This window comes from Brevibacillus sp. B_LB10_24 (assembly GCF_046036945.1).
GTDB lineage: Bacteria > Bacillota > Bacilli > Brevibacillales > Brevibacillaceae > Brevibacillus_C.
In genome coordinates this window covers 31,058-45,282 of the sequence record NZ_JBJQOQ010000010.1, presented here as the reverse complement: position 1 = coordinate 45,282, position 14,225 = coordinate 31,058, and the positions used below count along the sequence as shown (strand labels likewise).

General features: G+C 55.1%; 15 protein-coding genes. All 15 read left to right on the top strand.

The window, feature by feature from the left end; genetic code table 11:
* The first annotated feature begins 5 nt into the window (after nt 1-5).
* Nucleotides 6-377, top strand: coding sequence for a chorismate mutase (gene aroH / locus ACI7RC_RS11500; protein ID WP_408108384.1), 372 nt, complete (start codon nt 6-8; stop codon nt 375-377).
* 388 nt (nt 378-765) lie between these two features.
* Nucleotides 766-1,791 (top strand): anthranilate phosphoribosyltransferase, encoded by a 1,026-nt coding sequence (gene trpD, locus ACI7RC_RS11495; protein ID WP_408108383.1) that lies wholly within the window; start codon nt 766-768, stop codon nt 1,789-1,791.
* The gene (trpC, locus tag ACI7RC_RS11490) at nt 1,781-2,590 is read left to right on the top strand and encodes an indole-3-glycerol phosphate synthase TrpC (protein ID WP_408108382.1); all 810 of its coding nucleotides are present in this window, start codon (nt 1,781-1,783) and stop codon (nt 2,588-2,590) included. The genes trpD and trpC overlap by 11 nt, the downstream gene beginning before the upstream one ends.
* Complete coding sequence (locus tag ACI7RC_RS11485; protein ID WP_408108381.1) at nt 2,587-3,240, top strand: phosphoribosylanthranilate isomerase; 654 nt, start codon at nt 2,587-2,589, stop codon at nt 3,238-3,240. The genes trpC and ACI7RC_RS11485 overlap by 4 nt, the downstream gene beginning before the upstream one ends.
* Nucleotides 3,218-4,447 carry a tryptophan synthase subunit beta gene (trpB, locus tag ACI7RC_RS11480; RefSeq protein WP_408108380.1) on the top strand — a complete coding sequence of 410 codons (1,230 nt, stop codon included), beginning with the start codon at nt 3,218-3,220 and terminating at the stop codon, nt 4,445-4,447. Before ACI7RC_RS11485 ends, trpB begins: the two co-directional genes overlap by 23 nt.
* Nucleotides 4,444-5,262: a tryptophan synthase subunit alpha gene (gene trpA, locus ACI7RC_RS11475; RefSeq protein WP_408108379.1), complete on the top strand. Its 819-nt coding sequence runs from the start codon at nt 4,444-4,446 to the stop codon at nt 5,260-5,262. Before trpB ends, trpA begins: the two co-directional genes overlap by 4 nt.
* Before the next feature lie 30 nt (nt 5,263-5,292).
* The gene (gene hisC / locus ACI7RC_RS11470) at nt 5,293-6,390 is read left to right on the top strand and encodes a histidinol-phosphate transaminase (RefSeq protein ID WP_408108378.1); all 1,098 of its coding nucleotides are present in this window, start codon (nt 5,293-5,295) and stop codon (nt 6,388-6,390) included.
* 68 nt (nt 6,391-6,458) lie between these two features.
* Nucleotides 6,459-7,559 (top strand): prephenate dehydrogenase, encoded by a 1,101-nt coding sequence (locus ACI7RC_RS11465; protein WP_408108377.1) that lies wholly within the window; start codon nt 6,459-6,461, stop codon nt 7,557-7,559.
* A 36-nt stretch (nt 7,560-7,595) separates the two neighbouring features.
* A complete protein-coding gene (gene aroA / locus ACI7RC_RS11460) occupies nt 7,596-8,888 on the top strand; it encodes a 3-phosphoshikimate 1-carboxyvinyltransferase (protein ID WP_408108376.1) in 1,293 nt (430 codons plus the stop codon).
* A gap of 352 nt (nt 8,889-9,240) precedes the next feature.
* Nucleotides 9,241-10,359, top strand: coding sequence for an amidohydrolase family protein (locus ACI7RC_RS11455; RefSeq protein WP_408108375.1), 1,119 nt, complete (start codon nt 9,241-9,243; stop codon nt 10,357-10,359).
* 152 nt (nt 10,360-10,511) lie between these two features.
* Nucleotides 10,512-11,105, top strand: a complete 594-nt coding sequence (locus ACI7RC_RS11450) for an RNA polymerase sigma factor (RefSeq protein ID WP_408108374.1) — start codon at nt 10,512-10,514, stop codon at nt 11,103-11,105.
* Nucleotides 11,102-11,713 (top strand): zf-HC2 domain-containing protein, encoded by a 612-nt coding sequence (locus ACI7RC_RS11445; RefSeq protein WP_408108373.1) that lies wholly within the window; start codon nt 11,102-11,104, stop codon nt 11,711-11,713. The genes ACI7RC_RS11450 and ACI7RC_RS11445 overlap by 4 nt, the downstream gene beginning before the upstream one ends.
* Nucleotides 11,714-11,800: 87 nt before the next feature.
* On the top strand, nt 11,801-12,742 hold the full coding sequence (locus ACI7RC_RS11440; RefSeq protein ID WP_408108372.1) for a tetratricopeptide repeat protein: 942 nt from the start codon (nt 11,801-11,803) through the stop codon (nt 12,740-12,742).
* Between the two features lie 116 nt (nt 12,743-12,858).
* Nucleotides 12,859-13,971 carry a hypothetical protein gene (locus ACI7RC_RS11435; RefSeq protein WP_408108371.1) on the top strand — a complete coding sequence of 371 codons (1,113 nt, stop codon included), beginning with the start codon at nt 12,859-12,861 and terminating at the stop codon, nt 13,969-13,971.
* A gap of 39 nt (nt 13,972-14,010) precedes the next feature.
* A complete protein-coding gene (locus ACI7RC_RS11430; RefSeq protein WP_408108492.1) occupies nt 14,011-14,187 on the top strand; it encodes an IDEAL domain-containing protein in 177 nt (58 codons plus the stop codon).
* Nucleotides 14,188-14,225: the final 38 nt, after the last annotated feature.

Genomic DNA, 14,225 nt, shown 5'->3' with positions numbered 1-14,225 from the left:
ATGAGATGAAAGTACGGGGGATAAGAGGAGCAATTACCGTCGAAAACAACAGCAAGGAAGAAATGGTTTCCGCCACTTTGGAGCTGTTTCGGGAAATGATTCGGCTAAACCAGGTGGAGGCTGACGATGTTGCCAGCGTCATTTTGACGACGACACAGGATCTGGACGCCGTCTTCCCGGCCCAGGCCGCGAGACAGATACCCGGATGGGAGTACGTCCCGTTAATGTGCGCGCGGGAGATTCCTGTCGTCGGCAGCCTTCCTCTCTGTATCCGCGTGATGATGCATGTCAATACAGACAAAGGACAGCGTGAGATCAAGCACGTCTTTCTGCGGGAAGCGGTCAAGCTCCGTCCTGATTTGGCAACTCGCGGTTGACATCCGCAGCATTCTGCTATAGAGTGGAAACTAGTTAAGTAGAGTTATGTAGACTTTGTTGCAGAATCACGTGTATTACAGAAGAGCAGAGAGTAAGTAAGAAGAGAAGAGAGCCGATGAGAAGAGAAGAGCTGAGACAGGTGTCTATTTGTACATCTAAAATCCAGGACTCTTCCTGGATTTTTTTGCTATTTTCCTTCCTTCCTCTTCTCCACTACAGGAGAGGTGTCATTTCTATGTTGTATTTTCCTTCACGTCAAAGGACGAATCTGCCGGACCACTTGCGTCATTCCCTTTCCCCCGCTCGCTTGCGATCGCTGCCCATCATGGAAAAGCTCTTTGACAGGTGCGCAAGAAATCCATTCTTAGCCGTAGAGGAGGTATCGCCATGCTGCCAGTAACGCTGGAGAAGTTGATGAAAAAGGAACATCTGGACCGTGAGACCGCCCGTGAGGCAATGGGTATGATCATGGACGGAAAAGCGACCCCCGCACAGATTGGCGCCTTTCTGGCAGCATTGCGGATGAAAGGGGAGCAGGTCGAGGAGGTTATCGGATTTGCCCAGGCGATGCGGGAGCGGGCGCTGCAGCTGCCGCTGCCTGGCGAGGGATTGATCGACACCTGCGGAACAGGCGGTGACGGCAGCAATACGTTTAACATCTCGACAGCGGCGGCGATCGTCGCGGCAAGCGGCGGAGCGAGGATTGCCAAACACGGCAACCGCGCCGTCTCCAGCAAGAGCGGCAGCGCCGACGTACTGGAAGCACTCGGCATTCCGATTATGATGTCTCCGGAGACGGCGGTCTCCTGTTTGATGGAGACCAACCTTTGCTTTTTGTTTGCGCCGCTGTACCATCAGGCGATGAAACACGCAGCCGCCCCGCGAAAAGAATTGGCCGTGCGTACCGTGTTCAACCTATTGGGGCCGCTCACCAACCCCGCAAGGGCAAAGCGCCAGCTGATGGGCATCTACGATGCCAGCTTGTTGACCGTCGTGGCTGAGGCGCTCCGCGAACTCAATGTGGAACGGGCCCTCATCGTTGCTGGTGAGGATGGTTTGGATGAATTGACTATTACTGGTAAGAGCTGGATTGCAGAATTGAAAGATGGAGAAATTCGCAGCTACGAGATAAATCCGGAAGAGTTAGGTCTTGAGCGGCGCTCTATCGATGAGATTCGCGGCGGAGACGCTGCCTACAATGCCGCCATCATCGAAGACGTGTTCTCCGGAAAACGCGGTGCGGCGCGGGATATTGTCCTGTTCAATGCCGGCGCAATTCTGTATCTGGCTGATCAGGCGGCGTCGATCGGACACGGTGTCATTCGCGCAGCCGAGCTGATTGACAGTGGAGAGGTCATGAAAAAATTGAGACAGATCAGGGAGATAGCGGGAGGTTTGATGGATGCTTCATAAAATTGTGGAAACCAAGCGGGAAGAAGTCGCCAGATTAAAGGCAAATGCAGATACATTCGGATTATACGAACAAGCGAAGCAAATGGCTGCCCCCCGCGGGTTTTCCCGTGCGTTGATCGAAAGCCCGCGCCCCGTCAGTGTGATCGCCGAAATCAAAAAAGCTTCGCCGTCCAAAGGGCTGATTCGCTCCGATTTCGATCCGGAGAAGCTCGCCTGCAGCTACGCCGCTGCAGGAGTGGAAGCGATGTCCGTCCTGACAGACGAACAGTATTTCCAAGGCAGCCTGGAGTACCTGCAGCGGGTGAGGTCTGTCGTCGACGTGCCAATCCTGCGCAAAGATTTCATCATTGACGAATGGCAGATCGTCGAGGCCAGAGCGTATGGCGCCGACTGTATTCTGCTCATCGCAGCGATCCTGGATCCGCACCAATTGCGCGACTACGCCCAGATGGCCGAGTCCTTCGGGATGGATGCATTGGTGGAAGTCCACGACCGCTCCGAACTGGACCTGGTGCTCAGCGTCATCAAACCGGCGCTGCTCGGCATCAACAACCGCAACCTGAAAACATTTGAAACCAAGCTGACGGTCACCGAAGAGCTCATCTCGGCTGTGCCGGAAGGGATCCCGGTGGTGAGCGAGAGCGGCATCTCCGCCCCTGCTGACATCGACTTCGTTCATCGGGCGGGAGCGCGGGCCGTCCTGGTAGGAGAGCACTTCATGCGGCAGGCAGATGTGACAGGGGCTGTGATCGATTTGGTTGGCAGCAAAACAGGCACGAGACAGGAGAGTCGGCCATGACAAGCGTGAAGATCTGCGGGATCACCCGTGTTGATACACTTGAACTGCTCGCCCGCAGCCATGCAGACTACGTCGGATTTGTCTTTGCCAAAAGCCGGAGGCAGGTTACCCCGGAGGCTGCGGGTGAAATGCTTCGGAAAGTCCCTGAACATCCCGCCGCTGTCGGGGTGTTTGTCAATCCGACACTGACAGAACTGGAGCGGGTGCTGAGTGCAGCCCCGCTTCAGGTCATTCAGCTGCACGGCAGGGAGACGCCGGATTTCTGCGCCGAGGTGCGCCGGAAGTTTTCCCTCCAGGTCTGGAAGGCGATCAGCATCGAAGAAGGAAGAGAGCTTTCCGACGAGCTGGAGTCGTATCGGCCGCACGTGGATGCGTTTCTGTTTGACACCCACGATCAGCAGCTGGCCGGCGGAACGGGAAAACGGTTTGCCTGGACGGAGATACCCCGGCTGCGGATGCTGGCGGGGGATACGCCGTTTTTTGTAGCGGGCGGCATTCACCTGGACAACCTGGGCGAGCTGCTGGAAGGGTACCGGCCGGATGCGATTGACGTCTCCAGCGGTGTGGAAACAGACGGACAAAAAGACCACGGAAAGATTACGCAACTGTTAGAAAGGGTGAGGGAATATGACAAGCAGGACAGGAACTGAGGCATCGGTGCCCGATTCGGCAGGGCGCTACGGCCGGTTTGGCGGCAAGTACGTGCCGGAGACGCTGATGTCGGCACTGACGGAACTGGAGAGCGCGTTTGCGGAAGCGGTGAGCGACCCGCAGTTCATATCGGAACTGAACCATCTGCTTCAGCGCTACGCCGGCAGGCCGACGCCGCTCTATCACGCGCGGAGGCTGACAGAGGCGCTGGGCGGGGCGCAGATCTACCTCAAGCGGGAAGATTTGAACCACACCGGCGCCCACAAGCTGAACAACGCGCTCGGACAAGGTCTCCTGGCAAAGCGGATGGGGAAAAAGAAGGTCATTGCCGAGACTGGCGCAGGCCAGCACGGCGTCGCCAGTGCAACAGTGGCGGCACAGCTCGGGCTTGCGTGCAAGGTGTTTATGGGCGAAGAAGACATCAAGCGGCAAGAGTTGAACGTCTTTCGGATGGGGCTGCTCGGTGCGGAAGTCGTCCCGGCGACGACGGGCACCCGAACGCTGAAAGACGCAACCAATGAGGCGATTCGTTACTGGGTGTCAAATGTAGACGAGACATTTTACATCATCGGTTCGGTCGTCGGTCCGCACCCGTATCCCTACATGGTGCGGGAATTCCAGAAGATCATCGGCGAAGAGACGCGCGAACAGATCCTGGAGCAGATCGGCCGGCTGCCGGACGAGGTGGTCGCATGCGTCGGCGGCGGCAGCAACGCGATGGGAATGTTTTACCCGTTTATCCACGACGATGTCAGACTTCGCGGTGTAGAAGCGGCCGGCCACGGGCTGTCGACGGACAAACACGCCGCCACCCTGACGTTGGGCAGGCCGGGCGTCATCCACGGCGCCTTGACCTATCTGCTGCAGGATGAGTACGGGCAGGTGCAGGAAGCGCACTCCATCTCCGCCGGTCTCGACTACCCTGGCGTAGGGCCGGAGCACGCTTACCTGAAGGACACGGGACGCGTACACTACGCCTCGGTAACGGATTGGGAGGCACTGGAAGCCCTGCAGCTGCTCTGCCGGACGGAGGGGATCATCCCCGCTTTGGAGAGCGCCCACGCTATAGCCGAGGTTGTCAAGCTGGCTCCGACGCTGCCGAAGGACCAGGTCATCGTGATCTGTCTGTCTGGGCGCGGGGACAAAGATGTAGCCACGCTGCAAACGAGACTGGACGCCGGCGGGCATGGGGGGACTGAAGCATGAGCGAAGTGAAGAATCGCATTGACGAGCTGTTTGCCGAGCGGGAGAAAAAGCGGTTTATCCCGTTTATTACGACGGGCGATCCGTCTTTAGATACCAGTGTCCGGCTCATCCGCGCGCTAGTCGAAGGCGGGGCGGACTTGATCGAGCTGGGCGTTCCTTATTCAGATCCGCTTGCCGACGGTCCGGTCATTCAACGGGCTTCCCAGCGTGCCTTGGAGGCGGGTACGACGATCCAGCATGTGCTTGAGGTAATAAAAGAGCTTCGGGATTCAGGCGTCACGATCCCGCTTGTCCTGTTTACCTACTACAACCCGGTGCTGCAGTACGGCGTCGAGCGCTTGTTAGAGCGTTTGGCCGCTTACGGCGGGGATGGCATCATCATCCCGGATTTGCCGTTGGAAGAAAACCGGGAGGCGCTGGCCGCAGCGAAACAACACGGGCTGCACCTGATCTCCCTGGTCGCGCCGACGTCCGATCAACGAATTGCCATGATCGGCGAGCAGGCGGGCGGTTTCCTCTACTGTGTCTCTTCACTTGGAGTCACGGGGACGCGCAGCGGGCTGAATTCCAACCTGGTCCCGTTCCTGGAGCGGGTGAGGTCAAGTACCAGCGCTCCGCTTGGCGTCGGGTTTGGCATTTCTACGCCGGAACAGGTGAGGGAAGTGGCCCGGCACGCCGAAGCTGTCATCGTCGGCAGCGCGATCGTCAAGGAAATCGAACGAAATCTGCCGCTGCTGGAAAATCCGGAAACGGTGGAGGAAGGAATTGCGAAAGTAAAAACATTTGTACAAACATTATCAAGTGCGTTAAAATAACAGGAAAAACCTGTTTGGAGTGATCAGGTCATGAGACCGAAAGAGCGAATACTGGATGCACCCGTCTACCAACCCGGCAAACCGATCGATGAGGTCAAGCGGGAATTGGGCCTGACGGAAGTCATTAAATTGGCGTCAAACGAAAATCCGTACGGCTGTTCGCAAAAAGCGAAAGCGGCCATTGCGGCAGGGCTGGAAGACTTGGCCCTGTACCCGGACGGGGGAAGCATGGAGCTTCGCTGGGAAGTTGCCGATTTTTTGGGCGTGAAACCGGATCAATTGATCTTTGGAAATGGTTCCGATGAGATCATTTTGATGATCGCCCGCGCTTACCTGGGGGAAGATACCAATACGGTAATGGCGAACCCGACCTTTTCCCAATATCGTTCAAATGCAATCATCGAGGGAACCGAGCTGATCGAAGTGCCGCTCAAAGACGGCGTCCACGATCTGGAGGCCATGGCAGCAGCCATTAACGATAAAACCCGTGTCGTCTGGGTGTGCAACCCTAACAACCCCTCCGGGACGATTGTGACCGAGGCGGAATTGACGGCATTTCTGAAAAAGGTGCCGAGCGATGTTTTGGTCGTCATGGACGAAGCGTATTACGAGTACGTCGTCGCGCCAGAATACCCGCAGACGATTCCCATGCTCGAAGCGTATCCCAACCTGATCATCCTGCGTACGTTCTCCAAAATCTACGGTTTGGCTTCGCTTCGCGTCGGTTATGGCGTCGCTGCGGAAAAGATCATTTCCGACCTGAACCACGTCCGCGAGCCGTTCAATACGGGCAGCCTGTCTCAGTCTGCGGCGCGCGCTGCTCTGGCAGATCAGGAGTTCGTCGCATCCTGCCGGGAGAAAAACCGCCAGGCACTCAAGCAGCTCACCGACAAGTTTGACCAGTGGGGACTAAATTACTACCCCTCGCAGACCAACTTTATTCTGGTCGACCTCAAACAGGATTCCACGGAAGTGTTCAACAAGCTGCTGCGCAAAGGAATTATCGTGCGTTCGGGCAGCGCGCTCGGCTTCCCGGGATACCAGCGGATCACCGTCGGAACGGCAGAGCAGAACGAAAAGCTGTTGGCCGCTTTGGAAGAAGTCGTCACAGAAGCGATGCCGCAATAATCCTGCCAATTTAGCAGATATGATTTCGAACGGACTACACTACCAATTCTGGAAAGAGGAACGTGGAGATGAAAACTACAATCGCCGTTCTTGGCGTTGGCTTGATCGGCGGGTCGGTAGCGATGGCGCTGAAAGAAAATCCCGGCCACCGTCTGATCGGCTTTGACGTTCGCCAGGATTACCTGGATAAAGCACTGACAGGCGGCGTCATCCATGCCGGGACGACGGATTTGCAGACGGCGGTGCGGGACGCGGATGTCATCATCATAGCGGCGCCTGTCGAACAGATATACAGGCTGATAGACAAGCTGGGCGAAATCGAACTGAAAGCAGGAGCGATCGTAACGGACGTCGGCAGTACGAAGAGCGAAGTCGTCCGCTATGCGAAAGTCCTGACTGATAAACAGATCACCTTTATCGGCGGCCATCCCATGGCCGGTTCGCACAAATCTGGGGTCGAGGCAGCATCCGAGCGCTTGTTTGAAAATGCGTTTTACGTCTTGACCCCCGGTGCCGACGTCCCGGCACGCGAGGTGGAGCGGTTGACGAATATCCTGTCATACACCCGGGCAAAGGTGGTCGTGATGGATCCCGCCGAACACGATCAAGTGGTTGGAGCGGTCAGTCACTTTCCCCATATCATCGCTTCCGCGCTGGTAAACCAGGTATCCCAGTACAATGAGGGCAACGACTGGTACTACCGCCTGGCTGCTGGGGGATTCCGCGACATCACGCGGATCGCATCCAGCAATCCGCGGATGTGGCGGGACGTATTGCTGAACAATCGCGATCACCTGCTCAAAATCGCTGCGGACTGGCGGGCGGAATTGGACCGCATCATGCGGCTGGTGGAGGCCGGTGAAGCAGAAGAGATCGAAAACTTTTTCCGCAGTGCACGCGATTTCCGCGACCAATTGCCGGAGCGCAAGAAAGGTGCCCTGCCGCCGCTCTACGATCTTTATCTGGACATTCCCGACCACCCTGGAGAGATCGGCAGGATTACCACTCTGCTCGGGGCAAAGCAGATCAGCATTACCAACATCGAGATCTTGGAGACTCGCGAGGATATCTTTGGGGTGCTGAAAATCACCTTCCGCAGCGAGGCGGAAATGGAAAAAGGGGAGGAACTGCTTCACTTCTTCGACTACAATGTGTATCGCAGAGGGTGAAACAGACCTTTTCTTAACACAGAGAGGAGTGGGAGCGTGCTGCGTGTACAGAAGGCAGGAAAGATAGAAGGAACCGTCCGGGTGCCGGGGGATAAGTCCATCTCCCACCGGGCGGTCATGTTTGGCGCACTTGCTGAGGGAACGACACAGATCAGCGGCTTTTTGGCGGGCGCCGACTGTTTGAGTACGATTGAATGCTTCCGGCGGATGGGAATTGATATTGTGCAATCCGGCGACCAGGTAACCGTTCACGGAAAAGGCTGGTGGGGACTGGAAGAGCCGGAGCAGAAACTGGACGTCGGCAACTCCGGCACGACGATCCGATTAATCTCGGGGATCTTGTCTACCCAACCGTTCCATACGGTGATCGAGGGAGACGAATCGATCGCAAAGCGCCCGATGCGTCGGGTCGTCGGTCCGCTGCGCGAGATGGGGGCGAAAATCGACGGCCGCAAAAACGGCGAGTTCACTCCTTTATCGATCCGCGGCGGGGATTTAACAGGGATTCACTACGAGTCTCCAGTAGCCAGCGCCCAGATCAAGTCAGCCATTCTGCTGGCAGGATTGCAGGCAAAGGGAACGACCTCTGTAGAAGAACCGCACACCTCAAGAGACCATACGGAGCGGATGCTGCGGGCTTTTGGGGTGGACGTCAAGACGGAAGGCACGCGGGTTTCCGTAAGCGGCGGGCAGACCCTGAAGGGACGGGCCATTACCGTACCAGGTGACATTTCTTCCGCTGCTTTCTTGATTGCAGCTGTGATGATGGTGCCCGGCAGTTCACTGGTGATTGAACAGGTAGGCATCAATCCTACCCGCACCGGGATCATCGATGTGGTGAAGGCGATGGGCGGCCGGATCGAGATCGTAGGCGAACGCGTCTTGAACGAAGAGCCGGTGGCAGATTTGCATGTGCATCACTCTGAGCTTCGCGGCACGGTGATCGAGGGGGATCTGATCCCCAGATTGATCGACGAAATTCCCGTCATTGCTGCCATGGCGACACAGGCGAGCGGACAGACGATCATCCGTGACGCGGCTGAGCTGAAGGTAAAAGAGACAGACCGCATCGCCACGGTCGTAAGCCAGCTGACGAAGTTTGGGGCGAGGGTGACGCCGACAGAGGACGGCATGGTGATTGAAGGAAACACGAAATTGACGGGTGCTGCCATCGACAGCATGGGAGACCACCGCATCGGCATGGCGATGGCCATTGCCGGGTTGGCAGCCGAGGGAGAGACGACCGTTTCCAATGCGGAAGCGATTGATGTCTCCTTCCCGGGCTTTGCCGAGCTGTTGGCTTTGATCAGCAAAACTGTCCATACGTAACCGTCGCAAAAACCAAGAAGAGTGAAAGCGGTACTTCCCGTTTTTCACTCTTTTGTTTTTGAAGACTTGCCCGCAGAAAAAAATCGGGAAAAATGAAAAAATTGTTTGACAAGCGTGGAAAGATGGCTATAATTTAAATTACAGTATGGTTTCTCTCCACTCCTATCCAAATATTTCAAAAGCACGGTTGTGCTACCGCCGATTGAATGCGCTTTCAAGCGTGCCGGCGGTCTTTTTCATTCTGGGGTGTTTGCACCTGCGGCAGGCAAGAAAACGCTTTTTTTTTTTCGTTCCGCGTGTCTTTTTGTCCCACCGTCTTCATAAGTTTTTACTGAAGAAGGGAGGGACAAGCATGGGTACCAGCCCCCTGATCATTCGAGGTGGAACTCTTGTTACCGGATTTGGAACGAAAGAGGCGGATATCTGGATCGAACAAGGACAGATTCGCCGCATCGCCAAGGATCGGCTCAAAAAACGGATAGACTCTGTCCAGACAAATGTCTTCGATGCAGCCGGTTTCTACGTACTGCCAGGCTTTATCTCGCTTCCCAGAATGGGCGCCGACCGCTTTTTGCCCCCGCAGGAGTACCAGCGGCAGCTCGCCTCTCTCGTCAGGCGGGGAAGCACCTGTTTTATCGATACCATCCACGTTGAGTCGTGGATGGATGAAGCGCAGGTCGTGTACCAGCTTGCCCGCCACTACAACAGTCCGGTCGACCATTCTGTTCGCCTGCAGCTTACGGCGGATGCGTTTACCGCAGACAGGCTTCGTCGCCTGCGAAGCCAGGGCTTTTTTCTCTATGAGGTGACGCTTCGCTCGCTGCGTGAAGCAGCCGGGATCAATTGGGATTCGCTGTATCCGGTTATCAGCCAAAGCGGAATTGCCGTCCACCTCCACATACCGGAGGAAGCGGCGCTGTCTGTCAGGGAGCGCAGCGACCTCATACGTCTCTGGACAGTTGCCTGTTTATATGGGAAAGTAAGGACGTGCATCAGAGGAGTAGAGCCGCTTGAGGATGAATTTCAGGATGTGTTTTATCGAATCGCACAGCTGACCAACGAGCAGGAGATGAGAGAGCTTGACCGGCTGTTTCAGGATTGGTACGGGTACTTTCCAGCGATATGTCCGGCAGAGGATTTGAGCATCTACATCGGAAAGGGATCCCGTACACCGGAGGAACTCTTAAGCTTGCTCGTCCGGATGTCGTCGACAAATATCGCCAAAGCTTTTGGCTGCTATCCGCAAAAGGGGTGCCTTGCTGCCGGGGCTGACGCGGATCTCATCCTGATCGAGAAAGATAAGTGGTTGACAAATTTTTCAACTACTACTATTCTAAAATTTGACGAATACTGTTTTCCAACATATGTCATGTCAAAGGGGAAATGGTTGTACCAACAAGGCGAATACACAGATGTGGTAGGTGCTGGAGACTATTTACAGAAATTGTCCTTTTATAAATTTGCTATTTGACCCCAGTTTTGGGGGTTTTTTCATAAAGGATTTCGTCGAAAAAAAGAGAAAAAAGGGTTTGTACTACGGCGCAACTTTTGGCAACCTCAGCGGTCTAAGATGATAGAGAAGGCGCTGGGGTTTCGGAATCGCTAAGGGGGGTAAACCTGTTAATGACCGATTCCCAGTTAATTCGTGAAATTAAAGAAGGCAACCTCGAACTTTATGCAGAATTAATCCGACGCTATGAAAAGAAGATACTAGCATTCGTTTTACATATGCTAAGGCAAGCCAACTTAGAACACATGTCCGAAGACATATGTCAGGAGACTTTCTATAAAGCGTATCGGAGTATCCATTCCTTCCGGGACGAAGAGGCTACATTTTCAACATGGCTTTACACGATTGCCCGCAATTCTGTATTAAGTGAACTGCGTAAGAGCCGAAATGCAGAAGTATACCTGGAAGATACGATGCAGGTTCCGATTGCCTCTTTTGAACGCCTGCCAGAACAACAACTTTTGCGGACGGAGCGAGAAGTACTGGTGCGTCGAGCGATCAACAATCTCCCGGAAAAACAGCGGTCCGCGCTCATTTTGCGCGAGTACGAGCAGATGGACTACAGCGAGATTGCCACGATACTCGACCTGACCGTCAGTTCTGTCAAATCCTTGTTGTTTCGTGCGCGTCAAAGTATCAAAAGCCAATTGGAGTCCTATATGATGGAACCGTATTTGGAAGAAGCCGAAGGGATGAATAAACGATGAAATGTCAAGAAGCCCGTGAAAAACTAACGGAATACACGGATCATTCGCTGCCGGAGGTGACACGGCGCCGGATCGATCAGCACCTGGCCGAATGTGACTCCTGCCGGGCTGAATTCCGCGTTTGGGCGGAAAGCGGAAGGTGGATTCAGGCTGACAAGCAGCAGTACGCCAACGTAAAACCGACGAGGTCGATCGTCGACGCTGTCATGGCCCGGATCATGTCCGAGGAAAAATGGGCGATTCCCATTGGCCGGAAAGTGTTTACGCTCACGGCGAAGATGCGGCGGTTTGGTGCCAGTGTGGCGATCCTTTTGCTGATGTTATCCGCGTTTTCCCTCTACAACAACACTTCGGACAAACCGATCGCGGCATCTTCACTCGTGCCGTCCAAGCCCGAAGTAATTGCGGCTTCTAACGAGACGACACAGGGGCTGGCAAAGTTCTCTTCAGATGTGGAGACCACGAGCAAGCAAGAAGTGGCAGCCACCGACAAGTTTGTCTACAACGCGGATTTTGATACGGGTGTAGGGCCAAACTATGGACTGATTCTGGGCATCTTTGGTATACTTATAACCGTTATCGGATTGAGCTGGATGACGAGAGCTTAGAAAAAGGCAAGACCGTCTTGGGACGGTCTTTTTTCTGCTTTACCAAAACCAAAACGGGCGGACCAAACGGAGAAGAGGTGCGAGCACATGTCAAAACAGTGGTTTTACGTGATAGACGAAGCAGTTAAAAAGGTAACGGAAGGGGAAGTGGAATTGGGATTGACTGCACTGAGGAAAGTGCAGGAGCACGGGCGAGCGCTGCCGGAAGTGATGCTTTACCTGGCGGACGTCTGGTATCAGTTGGGCCACCTGAACGAGTCATCCGGGCTGCTGCGCGAGATGCTGGAGCAGCAGCCGAATATGGACGTGGAGACCAGGCAGGAGTGTGAACTCCTCTTGGCCGAAGTGGCGCTTGACGAGAGCGACTACGAACAGGCGGAAACGCTGCTGTTCAAATTAAGGGATGAAGGGTACGAGGGGAGCCGGTTGGACGTCCTGCTGGCCGATATGTTCTCCTTGCAGGGGTTGGATGAGGTGGCCGTCAAGTACTTGGCACGGGCGCAGCAGCAGGAGCCGGAGAATCAGGAGCTGAAGGAAGCGCTGGGAGAGATGTACATCCGCCTGGCCAGGTTTGAGGAGGCGAAGGAGCTGCTAGGCGAGCTTGACCGCCATAACCTGTCACACCTGCTGGTTACCGCGCGGCTGTATGCGCAAAACGGGCAATTTGAACAAGCCTACGGGGCCTATCAGAATGCGGCGGCGATCGAGTCTGCGCCGGAAGCGCTCTTCGGCTGCGGGATGATGGCCTTTCACCTGGGACTGCTGCCGGAAGCAAAAGAGTATATCGAGGCGCTGCTCGCTGTTGACGAGGAGTATATGACGGCCTATCCGCTGCTGGCCGATATTCTTCAGGCGCTGGGCAAGACGGACGGGGCGATCGAAGCATTGGAACGCTATGTGGAGCTGTCGGGTTTCGATATTTCCCAAGTCCGACGGTTGACTGCGCTGCTAGAGCAGACAGGGCGCCAGGAACAGGCAAAAGAGTATCAAAAGCTGTTGGAACAATGGGACAGCGAGGATGAAGAATAGCGGTTGATCAGCTGAAAAGGACGGGGAGTTGCACAAAGCAGCTCCCCGTCTGTTTTAGTTTTCCTCATCTTGGCAAAAATGAGAGTAACGTACCGAAGATAGAGAGGGATTTTGCGATGAATCTGGCAGAGATCCTCGTCTTTACCGACATCAAGCAGCTTCACCAAATTGCCGGGTACTACCGATGCGAGTGCAACCTCAACTCCAAGAATGACCTGATCACCACTCTGCTGGTCAATTTGCGCCACAGGCAGACGATCTGGACAGAACTGGAGCGGCTTACGGAAGTGGAAAAGCACTTCCTGCTGCTGCTGTTTTTAGACAAGCGGAGCTTGTTCACCCTGGAGGATTTGCTCGCGAAAGCTGGCATTGCCCTGGACTGTTCAGAGGAAAAGACGGAAGAGAAGGCCCGGAAGTACGTCGCTTTAGCGTTGACGCGCGGCTGGCTGTTTCCCGCCAAAGGAAAGACCGTTGGACAGTTCCAGGTGCCCAGGGACATCCGTGAGCCTTATCTGGCTGCCTGGCTGGAACAGCAGGAGTTGAGGCGGAAGCATGAGGCCCCTGCTGTTTATCGCGATGAGGGAGGGGCCCTGTGCGACGATATCTATCAGTTCCTGCGTTTTCTCGCCAAGGAACCGGTCCCGCTGACGTCTGACGGAGGGATGTACAAGCGGTATCAAGCGCAGCTGCTGCGATTTCTCAGCGTGGAAGAAAAGCCGGTGGCAGGGGAAAGGTGGCGGTTTGGCTACGGGCTTCACTTTGATCTTTACCCTGACCGCTTCTCCCTGTTGTACGACTTTTGTTTTTACCAGCGCTGGATTGAAGAAGGGAATATGCAGGTGGAATTGACGGAACGGGGACGGGAGATGCTGACACAGCCTTACAGCGACAAGACGTATCACGAGTTGATCCGCTTCTGGCTACGCCTGTACAAGCGGGCCATCCCCAACTTGCCGATGCTGGTGCAACTGATTCCATTGATGACCGGTTCAGAGTGGATTGCCCACAGGGCCATTCAAGCGTCGCTGCTCAAGTGGCTGAAACCTTTTTATTATGATGACCCGGCCAGCATATTATCCAACCGGCTGCTCAAGATGATGGTTCATTTGGGATTGTTGAAGGCAGGACAGGCGGACGAGGGCGAGTGGTATTACAGCACGACTTACGCATGTCAGACATGGCTCAAAGAGTATAACGGTTTTACGGAAACGACGATTTTGTTGAAATGAGGGATGGAATTGGACAGGCCTAACTACCTGCAGCAAAACATGGTTGCCGAACTGTTGTCAGAGATAGTGATCGACGAGCAAGTCCGGCTGTTTCGGAAGCGGACTCTCTACCGGGAGATCGACGAGGCGCTGGAGCTGAAAAACAAAGAGCGGTTTCTCTGCCTGACGAACGAACTGAGAGAGATCATGGCGTACGAACAAGCGGGAATCGGCTGATTGTCAGACCGGGGTAATCGTGGTAAGCTAAACGACAG

Coding starts and splice junctions, on each gene's coding strand:
- aroH (WP_408108384.1), top strand. CDS start 6: ATGAAAGTACGGGGGATAAGAGGAGCAATTACCGTCGAAAACAACAGC.
- trpD (WP_408108383.1), top strand. CDS start 766: ATGCTGCCAGTAACGCTGGAGAAGTTGATGAAAAAGGAACATCTGGAC.
- trpC (WP_408108382.1), top strand. CDS start 1,781: ATGCTTCATAAAATTGTGGAAACCAAGCGGGAAGAAGTCGCCAGATTA.
- ACI7RC_RS11485 (WP_408108381.1), top strand. CDS start 2,587: ATGACAAGCGTGAAGATCTGCGGGATCACCCGTGTTGATACACTTGAA.
- trpB (WP_408108380.1), top strand. CDS start 3,218: ATGACAAGCAGGACAGGAACTGAGGCATCGGTGCCCGATTCGGCAGGG.
- trpA (WP_408108379.1), top strand. CDS start 4,444: ATGAGCGAAGTGAAGAATCGCATTGACGAGCTGTTTGCCGAGCGGGAG.
- hisC (WP_408108378.1), top strand. CDS start 5,293: ATGAGACCGAAAGAGCGAATACTGGATGCACCCGTCTACCAACCCGGC.
- ACI7RC_RS11465 (WP_408108377.1), top strand. CDS start 6,459: ATGAAAACTACAATCGCCGTTCTTGGCGTTGGCTTGATCGGCGGGTCG.
- ACI7RC_RS11455 (WP_408108375.1), top strand. CDS start 9,241: ATGGGTACCAGCCCCCTGATCATTCGAGGTGGAACTCTTGTTACCGGA.
- ACI7RC_RS11450 (WP_408108374.1), top strand. CDS start 10,512: ATGACCGATTCCCAGTTAATTCGTGAAATTAAAGAAGGCAACCTCGAA.
- ACI7RC_RS11445 (WP_408108373.1), top strand. CDS start 11,102: ATGAAATGTCAAGAAGCCCGTGAAAAACTAACGGAATACACGGATCAT.
- ACI7RC_RS11440 (WP_408108372.1), top strand. CDS start 11,801: ATGTCAAAACAGTGGTTTTACGTGATAGACGAAGCAGTTAAAAAGGTA.
- ACI7RC_RS11435 (WP_408108371.1), top strand. CDS start 12,859: ATGAATCTGGCAGAGATCCTCGTCTTTACCGACATCAAGCAGCTTCAC.
- ACI7RC_RS11430 (WP_408108492.1), top strand. CDS start 14,011: ATGGTTGCCGAACTGTTGTCAGAGATAGTGATCGACGAGCAAGTCCGG.